Below are 16,174 nucleotides of genomic sequence, written 5' to 3'. Positions count from 1 at the left end.
TGCCGAAGGGGCGACGCGATAAGGAGAACCTCTCCCGCGTCATAGCCGAGCAGCCCGGAAAGCCGGGCCGAGGGGGTCAGCCGTTGGCCTTGTCCCGCCAGGCCACAGCCTCTTTGACCGAGCTGAGGTCGTCGTCTAGGTCGAGGAACGGAGCCTGCACCGGGTTGAACAGGGAGATGTTGAAGAAGGTGACCCCGGCCGCGACGTATTCGTCCGCTTTGTCGACGCCGGGCCATTCCTGCGAGATCTCGACGGCGTCGGCGGGGCGGTTGTTCTGCTCGAGGAGCCCGGCGAGGATGTCTTTGCGGCGCTGCAACGAGGGGATGTCGCCGAAGGAGTGCCAGATGTCGGCGTACTTGGCGACCAGCGGCAACGTCTTCTTCTCCCCCGTGCCGCCGATGAGGATCGGGATCTGGCGCAACGGGGCCGGGTTGAGCTTGGCGAACCGGGCCTTGATCCGCTCCAAACCCTCCTCAAAGAGCTGAAAGCGGGTGGTGAACGTCCCGAACTCATACCCGTACTCGTCATAATCCGGCTTGTACCAGCCCGCCCCCAAGCCGAGGATGTGCCGACCACCGGAAATATGGTCGATGGTGCGGGCGATGTCCGCGAGCAGATCAGGATTCCGATAGCCGATCCCGGTCACCAACAGGCCTACGTCGGCGCGACTGGTCTGCTCCGCCCACGCGGCAAGCGTGGTCAACGGCTCGAAGTTCGGCAAGTCCTGCGGCTGGTCGACCGCGACCAGCTCGCCCCGTGACGGGATCTGCACGGTGTAGAAATGGTCGTAGCCGAAGATGACATCCACTCCGATGTCTTCTAGCCGCTGCACCCGGTCCCTGACCTGCTGGTAGTCGGGGAAAACGGTCGCAGGGCTCTGAACGCTGATCCGGATAGGACGGGACATGTGCTCTCCTAGGGTGGCGATGACGTCGGGCTGACCCACGATGCAACCACCCGGACCGGCAGACCTATTCCCCTGTGTTCAACGTGAGCGCAATCCGCGCGGTTCAACGCGAGCGCAGCCCGCGCGGGCTCAGCCGTTCGTCTTGTCCCGCCAGGCGATGGCCTCGCGGGCCTGCTCGACCGTCTTGTCCTCGCCCAGCCGATAGTCGAGTTTGAAGAGGGTGACCCCGGCCGCCACGTATGCGTCGGCCTGCTCGATGCCGGGCCATTCTTGCGCCAGCTCGACGGCGTCGGCGGGGCGGTTGTTCTGCTCGAGGAGCCCGGCGAGGATGTCTTTGCGGCGCTGCAACGAGGGGATGTCGCCGAAGGAGTGCCAGATGTCGGCGTACTTGGCGACCAGCGGCAACGTCTTCTTCTCCCCCGTGCCGCCGATGAGGATCGGGATCTGGCGCAACGGGGCCGGGTTGAGCTTGGCGAACCGGGCCTTGATCCGCTCCAAACCCTCCTCAAAGAGCTGAAAGCGGGTGGTGAACGTCCCGAACTCGTACCCGTACTCGTCATAATCCGGCTTGTACCAGCCCGCCCCGAGGCCCAGGATGTGCCGACCACCGGAAATATGGTCAATCGTGCGCGCGATATCCGCGAGCAGATCAGGATTCCGATAGCCGATCCCAGTCACCAAAAGCCCAAGCTCGGCACGGCTAGTCTGCTCCGCCCACGCGGCGAGCGCGGTCAACGGCTCGAAGTTCGGCAAGTCCAGCGGCTGGGGGTCGGCGAGGACCGGCCGGTCGTTTTCGAACCCGACGACCTCGGGAGCGAAGAAATGGTCGAAGCCCAGGAGGATGTCCGCTCCCGTATCCTCCGCCGCTTTGACCTGATCGCGGACGGCGCCGTAGTTGTCGAACCGGGTGGGCGGGATGAAAAGGCTGATGCGGATGGGGCGGCCCATGGGGTTCCTCGCTGTTCTCGTGGAGCGGTCGTCGAACGCTACCGAGCCTAGCGCGGCTCGGGCGGGCAGGGGCGGGACAGAGGGGCAACGGCGCTCGCCCGACCGGGTTCGCGTCGATATGCTCAGCTCAATCGGAACTGCTGCCGCAGCTTGAGCGGAGCCGCTGTCGAGAGGCTCGTCAGGAGTGCAGGACGACGCTCTCCTCCAGCGGCATTCGGCTGGTGCGGAAGCTGTTCGCCGCCGCGGCCTCGTCCGGGCGGCCGAACGAGATCCCGAAGAGCAGCTTGCGCTCGGCGGGGATCCCGAGCGATTCGCGCACCGTGTCGGCGTAGAGGCCAAGGGCGGTCTGCGGGACTCCGCCGAAGCCGTGCGCGGCGAGCGAGAGCAGGAACGTCTGCGCGTACATGCCGATGTCCGCCGCCACCCGCACCCCGTCGCCGATGAGCGGGGCGAACAGGAACGCGACGTGCGGGGCTCCGAAGAACTCGTAATTGCGCAGCACGAGCCTGCCCCGCGCCTCGTAGTCGTCTCGGTCGACCCCCATCGTCTCGTAGTAGCGGTAGCCCTGTTCTTTGACGTTGCGCATCAGGTCCGCGTTCCCGTCGTATTTGGGATCGAACGTGAAGTCCAGGCTCGCCCGGCCCTCGCCAGCCGCGCGCAGCAGCGCCCCGCTGAGCTCCTCGCGTTTGGCCCCGGAGACGATATGGACCCGCCAGGGCTGGGAATTGCTGTTCGAGGGGGAGCGCTGCGCGTCCTCAAGCACCGCGCGCAGCTCCTGATCGGTCAGCGGCTCGGGCAGGAAGGCCCGCGCGGAGCGCCTGGCGCGCACGGTTTCGGCGAAGTCCAAAGTGTCGGCCATGCAGGTTTCCTCGCATTCGTTCGGCTATACGGACGAGTGTATTGCGGGCCGGGCGGGGGCTTGCCTCGGCCAAGCGGTCCAGGTCCCGGCGCAGCACCCACGCGCCGCCGGGACCTGCGGCGGAGCGCAGGCCCGCCAGCTGCGGGGCCGAGCCCGGCAGCCAGACCCGGCTCCCCTCGATCACCTCGGCGAGGAACGCGGAGCCATCCCGCCAGCCCAGGCGCAGTCCGCCCGCCGCCGCGTCGAAATGGGCGACCCGCGCGCCGAAGGACAGCACCGCGCGCGAAGCCTCCTCGGGCCTGAGCCACGGCTCCAGCCGCGCGCGGCGGTCCCCCCGCTCGTGGACTCGCACCCGCACGCACGGCTGGCGGCGCAGCGCCCGTTCGACGGACCGGCCCGACGCGTCCTCGGTGATCAGCCACAGCACCCGCGCGCCGACGCGCTCCCTCGCCTCGGTGCGCCCTCGGAAGTCGGTCGCCCAGCGCTGCACTTCGATCACCAGGCGCGCGCCGGGCACGTAGAGGTCGGCGTTCGTCTCGCGATGCTCGGGAATCGAGTCCTGCCCGAGGACCGCGCAGATCCGGCGCAGCCGCTCCTGCATCCAGCGGTGCTGCGCGGACATCGGGCCGCCGCCCGCGCCGGGCCTGGTGGGGGCGTGCGGGCAATCCTCCCCCGGCCGGTCGGCGAGCCACCTCGTGCCGAACTGGTTCTCCCTGACCACCGTGAACGGCGAGCCGCAGCCGGGCTCCGGGCAGATCAGCGCGCCCGACGGCTGCGCGCGCATGACCGCCCAATCCCGCTCGTCGTAGACCCACAGCGCCCGCGACCCCGGCGGGGAGCCGCGCAGCCGCGCCAGTTGTTTCGAAGCCGCCGCGCCCCGGCGCAATCGCTGTTCCGCCCGCATGCTCCCGACGCTACTCGCGCCCACCGACAGCCGTCCCCGTCGCCGGAAGCGCCCCGCCCGTCACGAGCGAATGGTGTTACGCTCCTGATATGACCGCGACGGGCGCGAACGAGCAGGAACGGCGCGAGCGGCTTGGCGACGCGCAACGCAAGGCCGCCGCGCTCTTCGAGGCCATCGAGACGGGGCGGCTCATCCGCCCCGGCCTGAGCGAGACAGAGGCGAGCGAGGCGATCAAAGCGCTGGCCGAGGCGCAGTTCGGGGTGCGCCAGCATTGGCACAAGCGGATCGTGCGCGCGGGGGCCAACACGCTCTCCATCGCCAACGAGAACCCGCCCGAGCGCGTCCTCGCGGAGGACGACATCGTGTTCATCGACCTCGGCCCGGTCTTCGAGGCGTGGGAGGCCGACTTCGGGCGCACGTACGTGCTCGGCGACGACCCGGCCAAACACCGGCTCGCCAACGACCTGCCGGAGATCTTCGAGGAGTCCCGCGCTTTCTTCAACGCGAGCCCGCAGATCACCGGCGCGCAGCTCTACGATTTCGTCGTGGACCGCTCGCGCGCCCGAGGCTGGGACTTCGCCGGCCAGATCGCCGGGCACCTGATCGGCGAGTTCCCGCACAAACACCTCACCAAGAGCGAGTTGCAGTGGTACGCCGCGCCGGGCTCGGACCTGCCGATGCGCCGCCCGGACCCCTCTGGCCGCGCGGCGCACTGGATCCTGGAAGTGCACATCAAAGAGCCTGAGGGCCGCTACGGCGGCTTCTACGAGGAACTGCTCGACATCTGACGCTCGTCGCTTTCGGCCAGGTCAGCGGTTCCTGCGCCCGCGCAGCGCGTTGGCGAGGCCCACCGCCGCGTAGTCCACGCCCCAGCCGTGCAGCATCCCGAGCGCGATCGAGAACACGGCGATCACCGCGAAAAGCAAGGCACGCGCGCCGCCCGCGCCGGTGGTGACCGCTTCGGCGACGCTCACGAAGGAGAACGCGCCGGGCACGAGGAACCAGAAGGCCGCGACCAGGAGCACCATCGGCGGCGGAACCCTCTTGAACCTACCTGCGAACTGGGCGAACGGCACCACGACCAGCGCTCCGAGGAATCCGGCGAGCATCGGGTCGACGTACTTGCCGCCGAGCTGCTGGCCGACGAGCGCCACCAGCATCGTCGCCGCAATCGCGGGCAGCGACCCTTTCGGCGCGGACTTGTAGAGGAAGAAGCCGACCGAAGCGACCACCGCCCCGGCGTACGGGGCCCACTCGCCGAGTCGCGCGCTCGGCGGCATATGCGGCAACGGGCCCGCGATCCGCGCCCCGACCACGACGCCGAGCGCGAGGAGCAGCAGCTGCGCCGCCCCGTACATGAGCCGCGCGGACCCGGACATCACCTGGATGCTGGTGAGCTCCACCGCGCCGATCACCAGCGTCACCCCCGGCAGCACGCTGATCAGCGCCGGGGCGAGCACTCGGAACAGCCCGTCCCCCGCGGACTCGGCCAAGAACCACGTCGTGAGGACCGTTGCGCTGGCCGCGGCCAGGGGCGGCAGCATGATATTGGCCGACGGCAGCCACCTGCCCAGCAGCAGCACCAGGCCGACCACGAATCCGAGCAGCACGTACGCGGGCAGGGCGGCCCAGGTCGGCTGCAGGGCCAAGCCGAAGCCGAGCGTGAGGATCATATGCCCGAGCAACGTCACGAGCGGCCCGAACCTCGGCGGCCAGGCGCGCGCCGCCTTCGCGCGGGCGACCACCTCGCCCGGCGTCACCGCGCGGGCCTTGGCGAGCTGGACGAGCGTGTCCACCTCGCCCGCCTGGTCGAGCTGCGCCGTGGCCCGCGACGGCACGTCGACCTGCCCCTTCGCCTGCGACGAGGAGTCCAGCTGCACCATCAGGTAGGTGGGGAACGCGAGCACCCGCGCCTCGCTCGGCGTGTACGCCGCAGCCACCGCCCGAAGCTCGGCCTCGACGAGATTCGTCGGCTGCCCCGTCTCGATCATCGCAATGCCCAGCTGGCGCAGCATGGTGAGGATTTCCTCGTCCGAGCACGGCCCGACCTCGGCGAGGGGCTGGGGCCGCTCCTTGAGGCAGCGCCGCTTGAAAGAGCCGCGCCGCAGCGCAGCGATGCATGTCACCGACTATTCATAACCGATCCGTCCGGAAACCGTCAGCCGAACTGGCAAACTAAGGAGCCGAACACGAAGGAGGAGACCCGTGAAAGTCGCGGTGTATTGCGGAGCCAGCGCAGGAATCGACCCGGCGTACGCGCAGGCGGCGGCGGATTTCGCAAGCGGGCTCGCCCGCGCTGGGGCCGAAATCGTGTACGGCGGCGGGCATAAGGGGCTCATGGGAGTCGTCGCGGACGCCGCCCTCGCCGAGGGCGGCAAGGTCCACGGGGTCATCCCCACCAGCCTGGTCGACAAGGAGCTGGCCCACCAGACCCTCACCACCCAGCGCGTGGTGGACACCATGTACCAGCGCAAAGAGCTGATGCTGGAGCTCTCGGACGCGGCGGTCGCCCTCCCCGGCGGGCTCGGCACGCTCGACGAACTCTTCGACGTGTGGGGGTCCGCGCAACTCGCGCTGCATCCGAAACCGGTCGGCGTGCTCAACGTCAACGGCTTCTGGACCAGCATGCTCACCGCCGTGCGCGGCATGCAAGAAGCAGGATTCATCGCGGAGCGCAGCTACGACCTGCTCATCGTCGCGGAAAGCTCTGAGGACTACCTCCGGCAAGTCGGTGATTTCGCGCATCCAGGCGGACGCTGGCAATAGACGCGGGCAATAACCGAACCACTCGCTGGCCCCGCGAGCCCGTCGGCAACTGAGACACAGCACAGCGCGCATCCAGGCGGACGCTGGTAGCGGTCAAACCACTCGCTGGCTGCTGGACCTATTTCGCCGCCACCTGGTCGGAGGCTTTCGCCGCCACCTGGTCGGAGGCGATGACCGTCCGGGCGAGCGGCAGCAAATGCTGGCGGGCGTACGCTTCGACTTCGGGCCGGGTGGCCAAGGCTTCGGGGCGCGGAGTCAGCAGCAATGACTGCGTCAGCCGCACGAAGATCTCGGCCAGACTGCGAGCCGCGGCGGAGTCCCCGGTGCCCGCCGCCCGTTCGATATGCCCGGCGAGGTAGTTCGTCGCGAGTTCGATGGAAGGCCCCGCGCCGGAGGTGAAAATGGGCAGAACCGACTCGGGGTCGGTCTCCAGCGCGTGCCCGAGCAACGGATGGGCGCGCGCGAACGAGTAAATCCCCACGAATCCGGCGACCAGCTTGTCCTCGGGGTCGTCCAGCGCGCCGACCTCCCGGTCGACCGCCGCGAAGAGCCCTTCGATCTCCCGGATCACGACGGCGAGCAAGAGGTCGTTCTTCGCAGGCCAACGCCGGTACACCGTCATATGCGACACCCCGGCCCGTCTCGCGATCCCCTCCACGGTCGTCCGCCGGATCCCGAAGCTGAAGAGTTCGTCCCTCGCGGCTTCCAGGATGCGTTCGCTGGTCGCGTCTGTCGTCACCTCCAAGATCCTAGCGCTTCCGCCGGAACTCGTTATATCGTTACGGAGTTCGTAAATAAGTAACATGCCGCCGCGCAAGCCGGGACGCTCCCGATCATGCTGGCCGCCTCCTGCCTGGCGCGCTTCGGCGTGGGCGCTACGCGGAGCCCTCGCCCGCCAACGCCGCGAGCTCCGCGCCCGCGAGCCGGTAGGTGGTCCATTCGTCTTGCGGCTCCGCGCCGATAGACCGGTAGAACCCGATCGCCGGGGCGTTCCAATTGAGCACCCACCAGGAAAGCCGGGACCAGCCGTTTTCCACGCACTCTTTGGCCAACTCGACCAGAAGCACCTTGCCGAGCCCCGAACCGCGGTGCTCCGGGCGCACGTACAAGTCCTCAAGGTAGATCCCGTGCACGCCGTCCCATGTGGAGTAGTTGAGGAACCAGATCGCCATCCCGACGACCTGCTCGCCCACCGTCGCGACGTGCGCGAACAGGGCGACGTGCGCTCCGAACAGGGATGCGCGCAGCTGCTCCTCGGTGAGGTGGCACAGCTCCGGGGCCTTCTCGTAGGCGGCGAGGTCGTGGACCATCGCGCACATCGCGGGCACGTCCTCGGGCCGCGCCCTGCGGATCGCCGTCTGCCTGTCTGTCATGCGGGTCCTTCCTCTCTCGACTGCGGCTCGGCGTGCTCCAACGCGCGCAGCAGGGCGCGCAACGCCGCGCGCGGCGCGTCGCCGACCAGGCATTCGCCGAGCTCCGATCCCCATTCAGGAACCGAGCCCAGCGCGTCGCAGACGAATTCGCGCGCCTGGTTCTTGGTGAGCACCGGCCTGATCATCCCCGGATCCGCCAGGATCCGCGCTTCGCGCAGCACGTTCTTCAGCTTGCCGTGCGGCCTGTGCAGCACAAGGCTGCGCGGGTTCGGCCGCTCGACGGCGACCGCCTCGACGACCGCGCTCGCCGAGTCCGGCACGGACTTGCGGAACCGGAGGCTCCATTTCCCCGCGACGTCGTCGCTGAGCCGGGCTTGCGACTTCGCGTCGCGCAAGTCGGGATGGTTGTTGTCCACGAGCAGCTCCACACGCTCGCCGCCCTCCCACAGCAAAGCGCGGAAAAGGGCCGACGCGTCCTGCTTGCGCAAGTCCCTCGAAGCCGGGGCGGCCCCGCCCGACTCGACGGACTGGCGGCCATGGGAGTAGATCGTCTTCGGGGCTTCCCGCGCCGCCCGCTCGATCTTCTTCGCCGCGCTCGGGGCGAAGCGCAGCACGTGCCAATCGCTCGCGCTGCCGATGGCCTGCGCGCCGTGGTAGCGGTTGAAGTCGGGGACCAGTTCCTCGACGAGGCAGTCCAAGCCGAGGATCGCCTTCTGCACGGCGAGGCCGAGGGCGGGCTGGTCTTCCCCGTACCCGTACGCCAGCACGCCCCTGCCCCGCGCGAGGCTCCGCAGGCCCTGCGCCCCCCGCGCGCAGAACAGCGCCACGCCCTCCGGGGTGTAGGGCGGGTCGGTGACGAAGAGGTCCGCCCAGCCTTCGAGGTCGGCGGGAAACCGATGGCGCAGGTCGGCGTGCCGCGCCCGGAACTTCGCGCCCCGCGCGGACAGCTCGGCGGCGAGGAACTCCACCAGCGCCTCGTCGACGTCCACGACCGCGATCTCCGCCCCTGGGCAGAGCCTGGCCACCGCGAGGCTGGTGAGGTCGTGGTCGCCGACGAAAAGAATCCGCGCGCCGCCGAGCCAGAACCGCTCTGCAAGCCACCGCGCCCTTGCCAGCGCCGTCTGCGCGGTCGCGGACACGTGGTCGAGATGCCGGTTCGCCTTCGGCGCGCGACGCTGCGCGTCCTTGATCTCGTCGAGCACCGTCTCGTCGAGCACCGTCTCGTCGAGCACCGCCGTCTCGGCGGGCCCTTCCGAGGACCGTCCAAGCAAAGCCTGCCGCTGCGCCTCGGCCTCCGACGGCAACGACCACGCTCCCGCGCCGCCCGGCGGAGCCTGCGCGCCAGCGGCCCGCAGCAGCTGCTCGACCCCGTGCCTGGACAGCGCGGACGCGTCGATCAGCTCTTGCGTGGTCGCGGGGCCCTGCGCGAGGCGCTCCAGCGCCGCGAGGTACGACCGCGCCTCGACGCCTCGCTCCCGCATGAACTCGGCGAGGCCGCCCTGGACTTCGGGCAGGCTATCCCAGGACACGGGAAGCGTCTCCCGGCTGCTCGCGGCCCGCCCCGATGAGATCCTCCCTCGCCCTCGCGACCCGGGAGCGCACGGTGCCCACCGGGCAATCGCACACGGCCGCTGCCTCCGCGTAGGAGAGGCCGAGCATCTGGGTGAGCACGAGCGCCTCGCGCCGCTCCGGGGCCAGATCGTCCAGCAGGATCTTGACCAGGCTCAGCTCAACCTGCGCGGAATGCTCGGCGACCTCCCGCCGCCGCACCGACGGCGCGAGCCCTGGGTCCGCGCCGGGAGCCAATCTTGGCCGGGCGACCGCGGAACGGATCTGGTCGACTGCGACCCTGCGCGCGATGGAGAGCAGCCACACTTTCCCGTTGGACCGGCCTTCGAACCGAACGATGCTGGTCATCGCTCGCAAGTAGGTTTCCTGGGCGAGGTCGTCCGCTTGTGTCGTGTCTGTCAGATGCGCGAGGAACCGCCACACGTCCCGCTGCGTCTCGGCGACGAACGCGGCGAGCGCCTTGCGGTCCCCTCGGGCCGCGGCGAGCGCGAAAGCGGTGGCCCGATCTTCGCTATCGCCGTTTGCCATGGCATTGAGGATATCCTGTCCTCGCCCTGCGCCCCGCACCGGGAATGAACCAGCACCGCAGAGCGCTAAAATGAGGTATGCGGAGCGTGCCTGGTGATTCGATCCAGTGCGACCTGTGCCAAGAGGCTCTTTCGGCCCGGCTGGACGGGGAGCGCGAGCCCGTGCCGGCGATCCGGGTGGACGAGCATGTGGCGGCGTGCGACAGCTGCGCCGATTGGTGGCGGCAGGCGCAGGCGCAAGCGGCGGCGCTGCGGCTGGGATCCCTCCCGCTCGCGCCGGTGTTCCACGTGGAACTGCCCAAACGGCAGCTGTCGTGGCGCGCTCGCGTGTCGGGGTGGCTGCGCAAGCCCGGCTCCGTTGAATTGCGCGCGCCCGAAGGCGCGCGTTTCGGACGGAAGACGAGCCATCTGCGCGTCATCGAGGAGCCAGCGGAGTGACAAGAACAAACCCGGCGATCCAGGAAGACGGGATCCAAAACAGCATGGGCCGACGTGCGCTGGAGGGCGGGGGCTTCGCTCCCGTGAGCCTTGGGGGTTCGAGGGGGGCTCCGACCGCGCAGGAGATCGCCTCCCCTGCTGCGGGGGCCGAGCCGGAGCCGTTGCGGCGGACCAGGTACCACGTTTCGGGCATGACCTGCGGGGCGTGTTCCGCACGGGTCAGCAGGGCGCTCGGCAAGCTCGACGGGGCGAGCGCCGAGGTGAACCTCGCGACCGGCGTGGCCGTCGTGGACGCGCCGACGACCGTCTCGACGGAGCAAATCGTGGCGACGGTCGAGAAGGCCGGATACTCCGCCGATCCGATCGTGGCCAACGCCCGCGCCTCCGCGCTGGCCGAAGAGGCCGAGCAGGCCGAAGAGCGAGTCGTGCACGACCTGTTCCGCAGGCTCGCGGTCGCGCTGCTGTTGTTCTTCCCGCTCGCGAACCTGTCCATCCTGTTCGCCATGGAGCCGGATTTCCGCGTCCCAGGCTGGCAGTGGCTGCTCACCGCGCTCGCGCTGCCGGTGGTCCTCTGGTGCGCCGCGCCGATGCGCCGCCGGGCGCTCGCCGCGCTGCGGCACGGCGGGGCGACGATGGACACCCTGGTCACCCTCGGCGTGTGGGCCGCGTTCGGCTGGTCCCTGTGGTCCATGTTCTCTCCCATGGGCGCCGTCTCCCCGACGCGCCCCGAGCCGAGCGGCGTCCTCGACACGATCCTCGCGAGCGACGGCGTGTACCTCGAGGTCGCGGCGGGCATCACCGTGTTCGTCCTCGCCGGTCGCTATTTCGAGGCGAAGGCGAAGAAACGCGCCGGGTCGGGGACGCGCGCGCTCGCCGCGCTTGGCGCGCGCGAGGTGACCCTCCTCGTCCCGGACGAGACCGGAGCCAGAGAGGTCCGGGCCTCCGTCGAGGAACTCGTCGAAGGCTCCAGCTTCCTCGTCCGCCCCGGCGAGACCATCGCGACCGACGGGCTGGTCCAGAGCGGCTTCGCCGACGTGGACATGAGCGCGATGACCGGCGAGCCGAACCCCGTGACGGTCGAGCCTGGCTCGGCGGTGGTCGGCGGCACGATCTGCCTCACCGGGCGGCTGGTGGTGGAAGCCGCCGCGGTCGGCTCGGACACTCGGCTGGCCGGCATGTTGCGACTGGTCGAAGAGGCGCAGGTCGGCAAGGGCAAAGCCACCCAGCTCGCCGACCGCGTCTCGGCGTTCTTCGTCCCCGTCGTCCTGCTGATCGCGGCGGCGACGTTCGCGGGCTGGCTGATCGCGGGAGCCCCGCCCTCCCGCGCGGTGGGCGTCGCCATCTCGGTGCTCGTCATCGCCTGCCCGTGCGCGCTTGGCCTCGCCGTCCCCACCGCGCTCATGGTCGCGGCCGGCCGAGGAGCCCTGCTCGGGGTGTTCCTGAAGGGGCCGAGGGCGTTGGAGGCGACCCGAGACGTCGACGCCGTCGTCTTCGACAAGACCGGCGTCATCACCACCGCCAAAATGCGGGTGTCCGGCGTGGACGTCGCCCCGGGCTTCGCCGAGGCCGAGATCGCGCGGCTCGCGGGCGCGGTGGAGGCGGCTTCCGAGCATCCGGTCGGCTCCGCGATCACCTCGTGGGCCAAGGGCCTTGTCGGGGAGCTTCCGGAAGTCCAAGGCTTCGTCGCCGTCCCCGGCACCGGGGTCCGAGGCGAGGTGGACGGGTTCGCGGTCGCGGTGAGCCGCCCCGAAGCCAGGATCGAGCTGCCCGCAGCCCTCGCCCGAGCCGTGCGCGAGCGGCAACGGGACGGAGCCACCGCGGTGGTCCTGCGCCGCGACGACGAGCCGATTGCCGTGCTGAGCCTTTCGGACACCGTGCAGGACTCCGCCGCCGACGCGGTGGCGCGGCTGCGAGCGCGCGGACTGCGGCTGCTGCTGCTCACCGGGGACAACGCGAGCGCCGCGCAGCGCGTCGCCGACCAGGTCGGCATCCCCGAAGTGATCGCGGAAGTCGCCCCCGAGGGCAAAGCGGACGTGCTGCGCCAGCTGCAAGACGGCGGGCTCCGGGTGGCGTTCGTCGGCGACGGGATCAACGACGGCCCCGCCCTCGCCGTCGCCGACCTGGGAATGGCGGTGTTCACCGGCACCGACGTCGCGCTCAGCGCTGCCGATGTGATCGTGGTCCGCGACGACCTCGGCGCGATCCCCGACGCCATCGCCCTCGCCAGGGCGACCCTGCGCACCTTGCGCGGCAACCTCGTCTGGGCGTTCGGCTACAACGTCGCGGCGATCCCCCTCGCGGTCGCGGGTTTCGCGAACCCGTTGCTCGCGAGCGCGGCCATGGCCTTCTCGTCGTTCTTCGTCGTCACCAACAGCCTGCGGCTGCGCCGGGCGAACCTCCGCTGACGGCGGAGGGCTGACGGCGGCCGCTCAGACGGACTCGGGGTAGACGATCATGCGCCCGTCCACGTCCGGGTATCTGCGCGACTGCACGTAGGCCTTGCGCGCGGAGCGCATCATCGCGTTCGAGTGCGCGATCGCGAACGGCCGCAGGAACGGGGTGTCGCCGTCCTTGTTGATGTAATAGCTGTGCGACCCGGCGCAGCTCGGGCTCTTGAACACCAGGTTCTCGGTCGCGGCGACGGCCTTCGCGAAAAACTGGTCGAACGCCTCTTGGCCGACTTCCACCCGCGTCGCCTGCCGGGTCAGCGTGTCGGCGATCATCTCGGCGGCGTGGCCGGTGCACAGTTTGATGGTGTCGAACCAGTTGAACCCGACCACGCCGTACGGGCCGGGGGCGAGGAAGTAGTTCGGGAACCCCGGCACGGCGACGCCCTGGTAGGCGCGCATGCGGTTGGCCTCCCAGTACTCGCCGAGGTCCTGGCCTTCCCTGCCGCGCACCGTGTACGGGAGGTCGAACACCTTGAACCCCGTGGCGAGCACCAGCGTGTCGATGCGGTGCAGCGTCCCGTCGGCGGTCTCGACCCCCTCGGGCACGACCCTGGCGATGGGGGCGACGACCAAGTCCACGTTCGGACGGGCGAACGTCTCAAGGTAGTCGGCGGAGGAGCCGGGCCGCTTGCACGCGAAGCCGTATCGGGGGATGAGCTTCTCGCGCAGCTCGGGGTCCTTGATCCGGGCCCGCATGCTCGCCCGCACGGCCGCGCCCGCGAGCTTGGCGACGAACGGGAACTGCTTGTGGTAGACCACGCCGAGGGTCTGCCCGACGTCGACGGCCGTCACGCCGCCGAACCGGATGAGCCTGGAGAGGAAGGGGGCGTGCCGCAGCGCCCGCTGGAAGAGCGCGGGCACCGGCAGGTTCGTCTTCGGGCTCACGTAGGAGGGGGTGCGCTGGAACACCGTCAGGCGCGCCACCTCGTCCGCGATTGCCGGGATGATCTGGATCCCCGTCGCCCCGGTGCCGACCACCGCGACCCGCTTGCCCCGCAGCGAGTAGTCGTGGTCCCATGCCTGCGAGAAGATCGTCTTTCCCGCGAAGGAGTCCAGCCCCGCGAGAGCGGGGGCGGCCGGCGTGCTCAGCGCGCCGTGGCAGGAGACGACGAACCGGGCGGTGAGCTCGAATTCGCCGTCCGCGTCCACCGCCCGCACCCGCCAGAGGTCGTTGACCTCGTCGAACACGATCGCGCGCACCTCGGTGCCCAGCCGCAGCTTGTCCTTGAGCCCGAACCGGTCGGCGCAGTCCTGCGCGTATTGCCGCAGCTCGCTGCCGGGCGCGAACATCCGGGACCAGTTCGGGTTGGGGGCCTCGGCGAACGAGTACACCATCGAAGGGATGTCCACCTCGACGCCCGGATAGGTGTTCTGCCACCACGTCCCGCCGACCCCGGCGGCCTTCTCCAGGATCAGGAAGTTCTCGACCCCCTGCTCCCGCAGCCGGTTGCCGGTCGCCAGGCCGGAGAACCCCGCCCCGATGACGACCGCGGCAAGATCGGGCTGCTCCAAATCCTGGTAGGCGACCAAGGAGCCGCCGGAGGCGGCGGCTCCTTCGGAAACCGCTGTCATCAGCTTTCTTTCTTCTTCGGCACCAGCTTCATCAGGTCGAGCATACCGCCCTTGGCGGCGAAGTACCTGGTCAAGCCTGGAGCCATCCGGTAGTTGAGGTACTGCACGTACGCCTCCGGGGTCACCGGGACGACCTGCTTGTTCTTCTGGACCGAGCGCACGATCTGCCGGGCGACCTTCTCGGGCCCGTAGCGGCGCATCGCGTACGCCTTGTCGCCGACCTCCTGCATCCGGCGCTCCTCTTCGGCGCTCACGCCGGAGATCTTGCTCGTCGCGATGATGTTGGTGTGCACGACGCCGGGGCAGATCGTGGTCACGCCGATGTTGTGCGCGGCCAGATCCGCGCGCAGGCAGTCGGAGAACATGAAGACCGCCGACTTGCTGGTCGAGTACGCGGAGAACTGCTTCTGCGGCGAGTACGCGGCCATGCTCGACAGGTTGACGATATGCCCGCCGAGGCCGCGCTCGGCCATCTTGGCCCCGAAGGCCCGGCTGCCGTTCACCACGCCGTACAGGTTGATGTCGATGATCCGCTTGAACTCCTCGGTGGGTGTCTGCAGGAAGTCGCCCGCGGCCCCGACGCCCGCGTTGTTGACCAGCACGTCGGGCACCCCGTGGTTGGCGTGCACCTCCTCGGCGTGGGCGTTGATCGCCTCCTCGTCGGCGACGTTGAGCTGGTAGGCGTGCGCGACTCCGCCCTCCTCCTCGATCATCACCACGGTCTCCTTGGCGCTGACCAGGTTGATGTCCGAGAGCACGACCTCGGCCCCGAGCCGGGCGAACTCCCGCGCGGTCTCCCTGCCGATGCCGCTGCCGCCGCCGGTGATGACCACGAGCTGGTCCTCGAACGGCTTGCGGTCCTTGCCCATCTCGGCGCGGCGCAGCGCGCGGGCGGGCTCGCCGCCGCCCACCGCGTCGATCAATTCGACCGTCGCGGCGGCGAGAGCCTCCGGATGCGAGAACGGCAGCCAGTGGCCCCCATTGAGCACCCGCCGCCAAGTCCGCTTGTTCCAGAGCGGCTCGTCGTCGTAGCAGGACTGGCGCACCGCCGGGTCGTTCTTCCCGACGATGACCTGGACCGGGACGTTCGTGTAGCGCTCCTGCGGGTGCAGGAGGGCGGGGAACACGTTGGCGCGGTAGACCCGCAGCGTCCGGGTGATGTCCTGCTTGAACGTGGGGCTGAGGTGGATCCGCTCGACCGGCGCGCCCTCGCCGAGCGAGAGCCCGTTGCGCCAACGCTCCGCGGTCATCGTCAGTTTCAGGAGCGCGTTCGGCACACCGGGAGTCATCGAGAACAGCGTGTAGAGGACTGACCCGGCCTGTCCGAGCGCCAATGCCACGTTCTTGGGGGTCGGACGGGAGAACCGCGAGCGCACCCACTTGCTCATATGGCTCAAGCACGGCCCGGACACCGAGGTGAACGACGCGAACCGGTGTTCGAGCTCCGGGTCGCAGATCGCCTCCCACGCCGCGACGCTGCCCCAGTCATGGCCGAGGACGTGCACCGGCTTCGCCGGGCTGACCGCGTTCGCGACGGCGACGTAGTCGCTGGCCATCGCGGTGAGCCGGAAATCCCGGAAGCTCTTGGGGTTGGTCGTCTTCCCGACCCCCCGGTTATCGACCGCCACCAGGCGGAACCGGTCTCGCAGCAGCGGCGTCACGTTGTCCCATAGGTGGTGCGAGTCGGGCCAGCCGTGCACCAGCAGGATCGTCTCCCCCTCGGGGTTGCCCTGCACGAAATACGTCACGTCGATGTCGCCGTTGCGCACCACGTGCTCGGTGATCGCGGCGAAGTCGCCCTTGGCCGCCGCGGCCTCGGGCTTGGTCTGGTTGGTCATGCTCGCTCCATTCGCGCGTCTTC

15 protein-coding genes are annotated in these 16,174 nt (G+C 69.7%); 4 read left to right on the top strand and 11 right to left on the bottom strand.

Annotation, left to right across the window (positions count from 1 at the left end; all coding sequences use genetic code 11):
- Window positions 1-76: 76 nt before the first annotated feature.
- From HMPREF9336_RS03635 to HMPREF9336_RS18250, 4 genes are all read right to left on the bottom strand, one after another.
- Window positions 77-907, bottom strand: a complete 831-nt coding sequence (locus HMPREF9336_RS03635) for an LLM class F420-dependent oxidoreductase (RefSeq protein ID WP_021030029.1) — start codon at window positions 905-907, stop codon at window positions 77-79.
- Window positions 908-1,036: 129 nt separating this feature from the next.
- Window positions 1,037-1,855: an LLM class F420-dependent oxidoreductase gene (locus HMPREF9336_RS03630; RefSeq protein WP_007469152.1), complete on the bottom strand. Its 819-nt coding sequence runs from the start codon at window positions 1,853-1,855 to the stop codon at window positions 1,037-1,039.
- A 178-nt stretch (window positions 1,856-2,033) separates the two neighbouring features.
- Window positions 2,034-2,714: a nitroreductase gene (locus HMPREF9336_RS03625; protein WP_007469151.1), complete on the bottom strand. Its 681-nt coding sequence runs from the start codon at window positions 2,712-2,714 to the stop codon at window positions 2,034-2,036.
- The gene (locus HMPREF9336_RS18250) at window positions 2,611-3,618 is read right to left on the bottom strand and encodes a hypothetical protein (RefSeq protein ID WP_021030027.1); all 1,008 of its coding nucleotides are present in this window, start codon (window positions 3,616-3,618) and stop codon (window positions 2,611-2,613) included. The genes HMPREF9336_RS03625 and HMPREF9336_RS18250 overlap by 104 nt, the downstream gene beginning before the upstream one ends.
- 89 nt (window positions 3,619-3,707) lie before the next feature.
- On the opposite strand from HMPREF9336_RS18250, the gene HMPREF9336_RS03615 reads away from it, so the two are divergent.
- Entirely contained in the window at window positions 3,708-4,406 is a 699-nt protein-coding gene (locus HMPREF9336_RS03615; protein WP_007469150.1) for a M24 family metallopeptidase, read from the top strand.
- A gap of 21 nt (window positions 4,407-4,427) precedes the next feature.
- Here HMPREF9336_RS03615 and HMPREF9336_RS03610 read toward each other — a convergent pair whose 3' ends face one another.
- Window positions 4,428-5,744, bottom strand: a complete 1,317-nt coding sequence (locus HMPREF9336_RS03610; protein WP_007469149.1) for a threonine/serine exporter family protein — start codon at window positions 5,742-5,744, stop codon at window positions 4,428-4,430.
- Window positions 5,745-5,823: 79 nt separating this feature from the next.
- On the opposite strand from HMPREF9336_RS03610, the gene HMPREF9336_RS03605 reads away from it, so the two are divergent.
- Window positions 5,824-6,384 carry an LOG family protein gene (locus HMPREF9336_RS03605; protein WP_007469146.1) on the top strand — a complete coding sequence of 187 codons (561 nt, stop codon included), beginning with the start codon at window positions 5,824-5,826 and terminating at the stop codon, window positions 6,382-6,384.
- Window positions 6,385-6,502: 118 nt separating this feature from the next.
- Here the strand turns inward: HMPREF9336_RS03605 and HMPREF9336_RS03600 are convergent, their stop codons facing one another.
- From HMPREF9336_RS03600 to HMPREF9336_RS03585, 4 genes are all read right to left on the bottom strand, one after another.
- Window positions 6,503-7,129 (bottom strand): TetR/AcrR family transcriptional regulator, encoded by a 627-nt coding sequence (locus HMPREF9336_RS03600; RefSeq protein WP_425277243.1) that lies wholly within the window; start codon window positions 7,127-7,129, stop codon window positions 6,503-6,505.
- A gap of 130 nt (window positions 7,130-7,259) precedes the next feature.
- Window positions 7,260-7,757, bottom strand: a complete 498-nt coding sequence (locus HMPREF9336_RS03595; protein WP_007469142.1) for a GNAT family N-acetyltransferase — start codon at window positions 7,755-7,757, stop codon at window positions 7,260-7,262.
- Window positions 7,754-9,286 carry a bis-aminopropyl spermidine synthase family protein gene (locus HMPREF9336_RS03590; protein ID WP_007469140.1) on the bottom strand — a complete coding sequence of 511 codons (1,533 nt, stop codon included), beginning with the start codon at window positions 9,284-9,286 and terminating at the stop codon, window positions 7,754-7,756. The genes HMPREF9336_RS03595 and HMPREF9336_RS03590 overlap by 4 nt, the downstream gene beginning before the upstream one ends.
- Window positions 9,273-9,854, bottom strand: a complete 582-nt coding sequence (locus tag HMPREF9336_RS03585) for a sigma-70 family RNA polymerase sigma factor (RefSeq protein ID WP_007469138.1) — start codon at window positions 9,852-9,854, stop codon at window positions 9,273-9,275. Before HMPREF9336_RS03585 ends, HMPREF9336_RS03590 begins: the two co-directional genes overlap by 14 nt.
- A gap of 77 nt (window positions 9,855-9,931) precedes the next feature.
- Between HMPREF9336_RS03585 and HMPREF9336_RS03580 the strand changes: the two genes are divergently transcribed.
- Together HMPREF9336_RS03580 and HMPREF9336_RS03575 are read left to right on the top strand one after the other, a co-directional pair.
- Window positions 9,932-10,291, top strand: coding sequence for a zf-HC2 domain-containing protein (locus HMPREF9336_RS03580; protein WP_007469135.1), 360 nt, complete (start codon window positions 9,932-9,934; stop codon window positions 10,289-10,291).
- Between the two features lie 44 nt (window positions 10,292-10,335).
- Window positions 10,336-12,696, top strand: coding sequence for a heavy metal translocating P-type ATPase (locus HMPREF9336_RS03575; RefSeq protein WP_007469133.1), 2,361 nt, complete (start codon window positions 10,336-10,338; stop codon window positions 12,694-12,696).
- A gap of 24 nt (window positions 12,697-12,720) precedes the next feature.
- On the opposite strand, the gene HMPREF9336_RS03570 is transcribed toward HMPREF9336_RS03575, so the two are convergent.
- Complete coding sequence (locus tag HMPREF9336_RS03570) at window positions 12,721-14,313, bottom strand: flavin-containing monooxygenase (RefSeq protein WP_007469131.1); 1,593 nt, start codon at window positions 14,311-14,313, stop codon at window positions 12,721-12,723.
- Entirely contained in the window at window positions 14,313-16,151 is a 1,839-nt protein-coding gene (locus HMPREF9336_RS03565; RefSeq protein ID WP_007469130.1) for an SDR family oxidoreductase, read from the bottom strand. Before HMPREF9336_RS03565 ends, HMPREF9336_RS03570 begins: the two co-directional genes overlap by 1 nt.
- Window positions 16,152-16,174 lie beyond the last annotated feature (23 nt).

The sequence above is a fragment of the Segniliparus rugosus ATCC BAA-974 genome (assembly GCF_000185725.2).
GTDB lineage: Bacteria > Actinomycetota > Actinomycetes > Mycobacteriales > Mycobacteriaceae > Segniliparus > Segniliparus rugosus.
The sequence above is the reverse complement of the archived record's forward strand: the minus strand, read 5'-3'. Positions and strand labels throughout refer to the sequence as shown.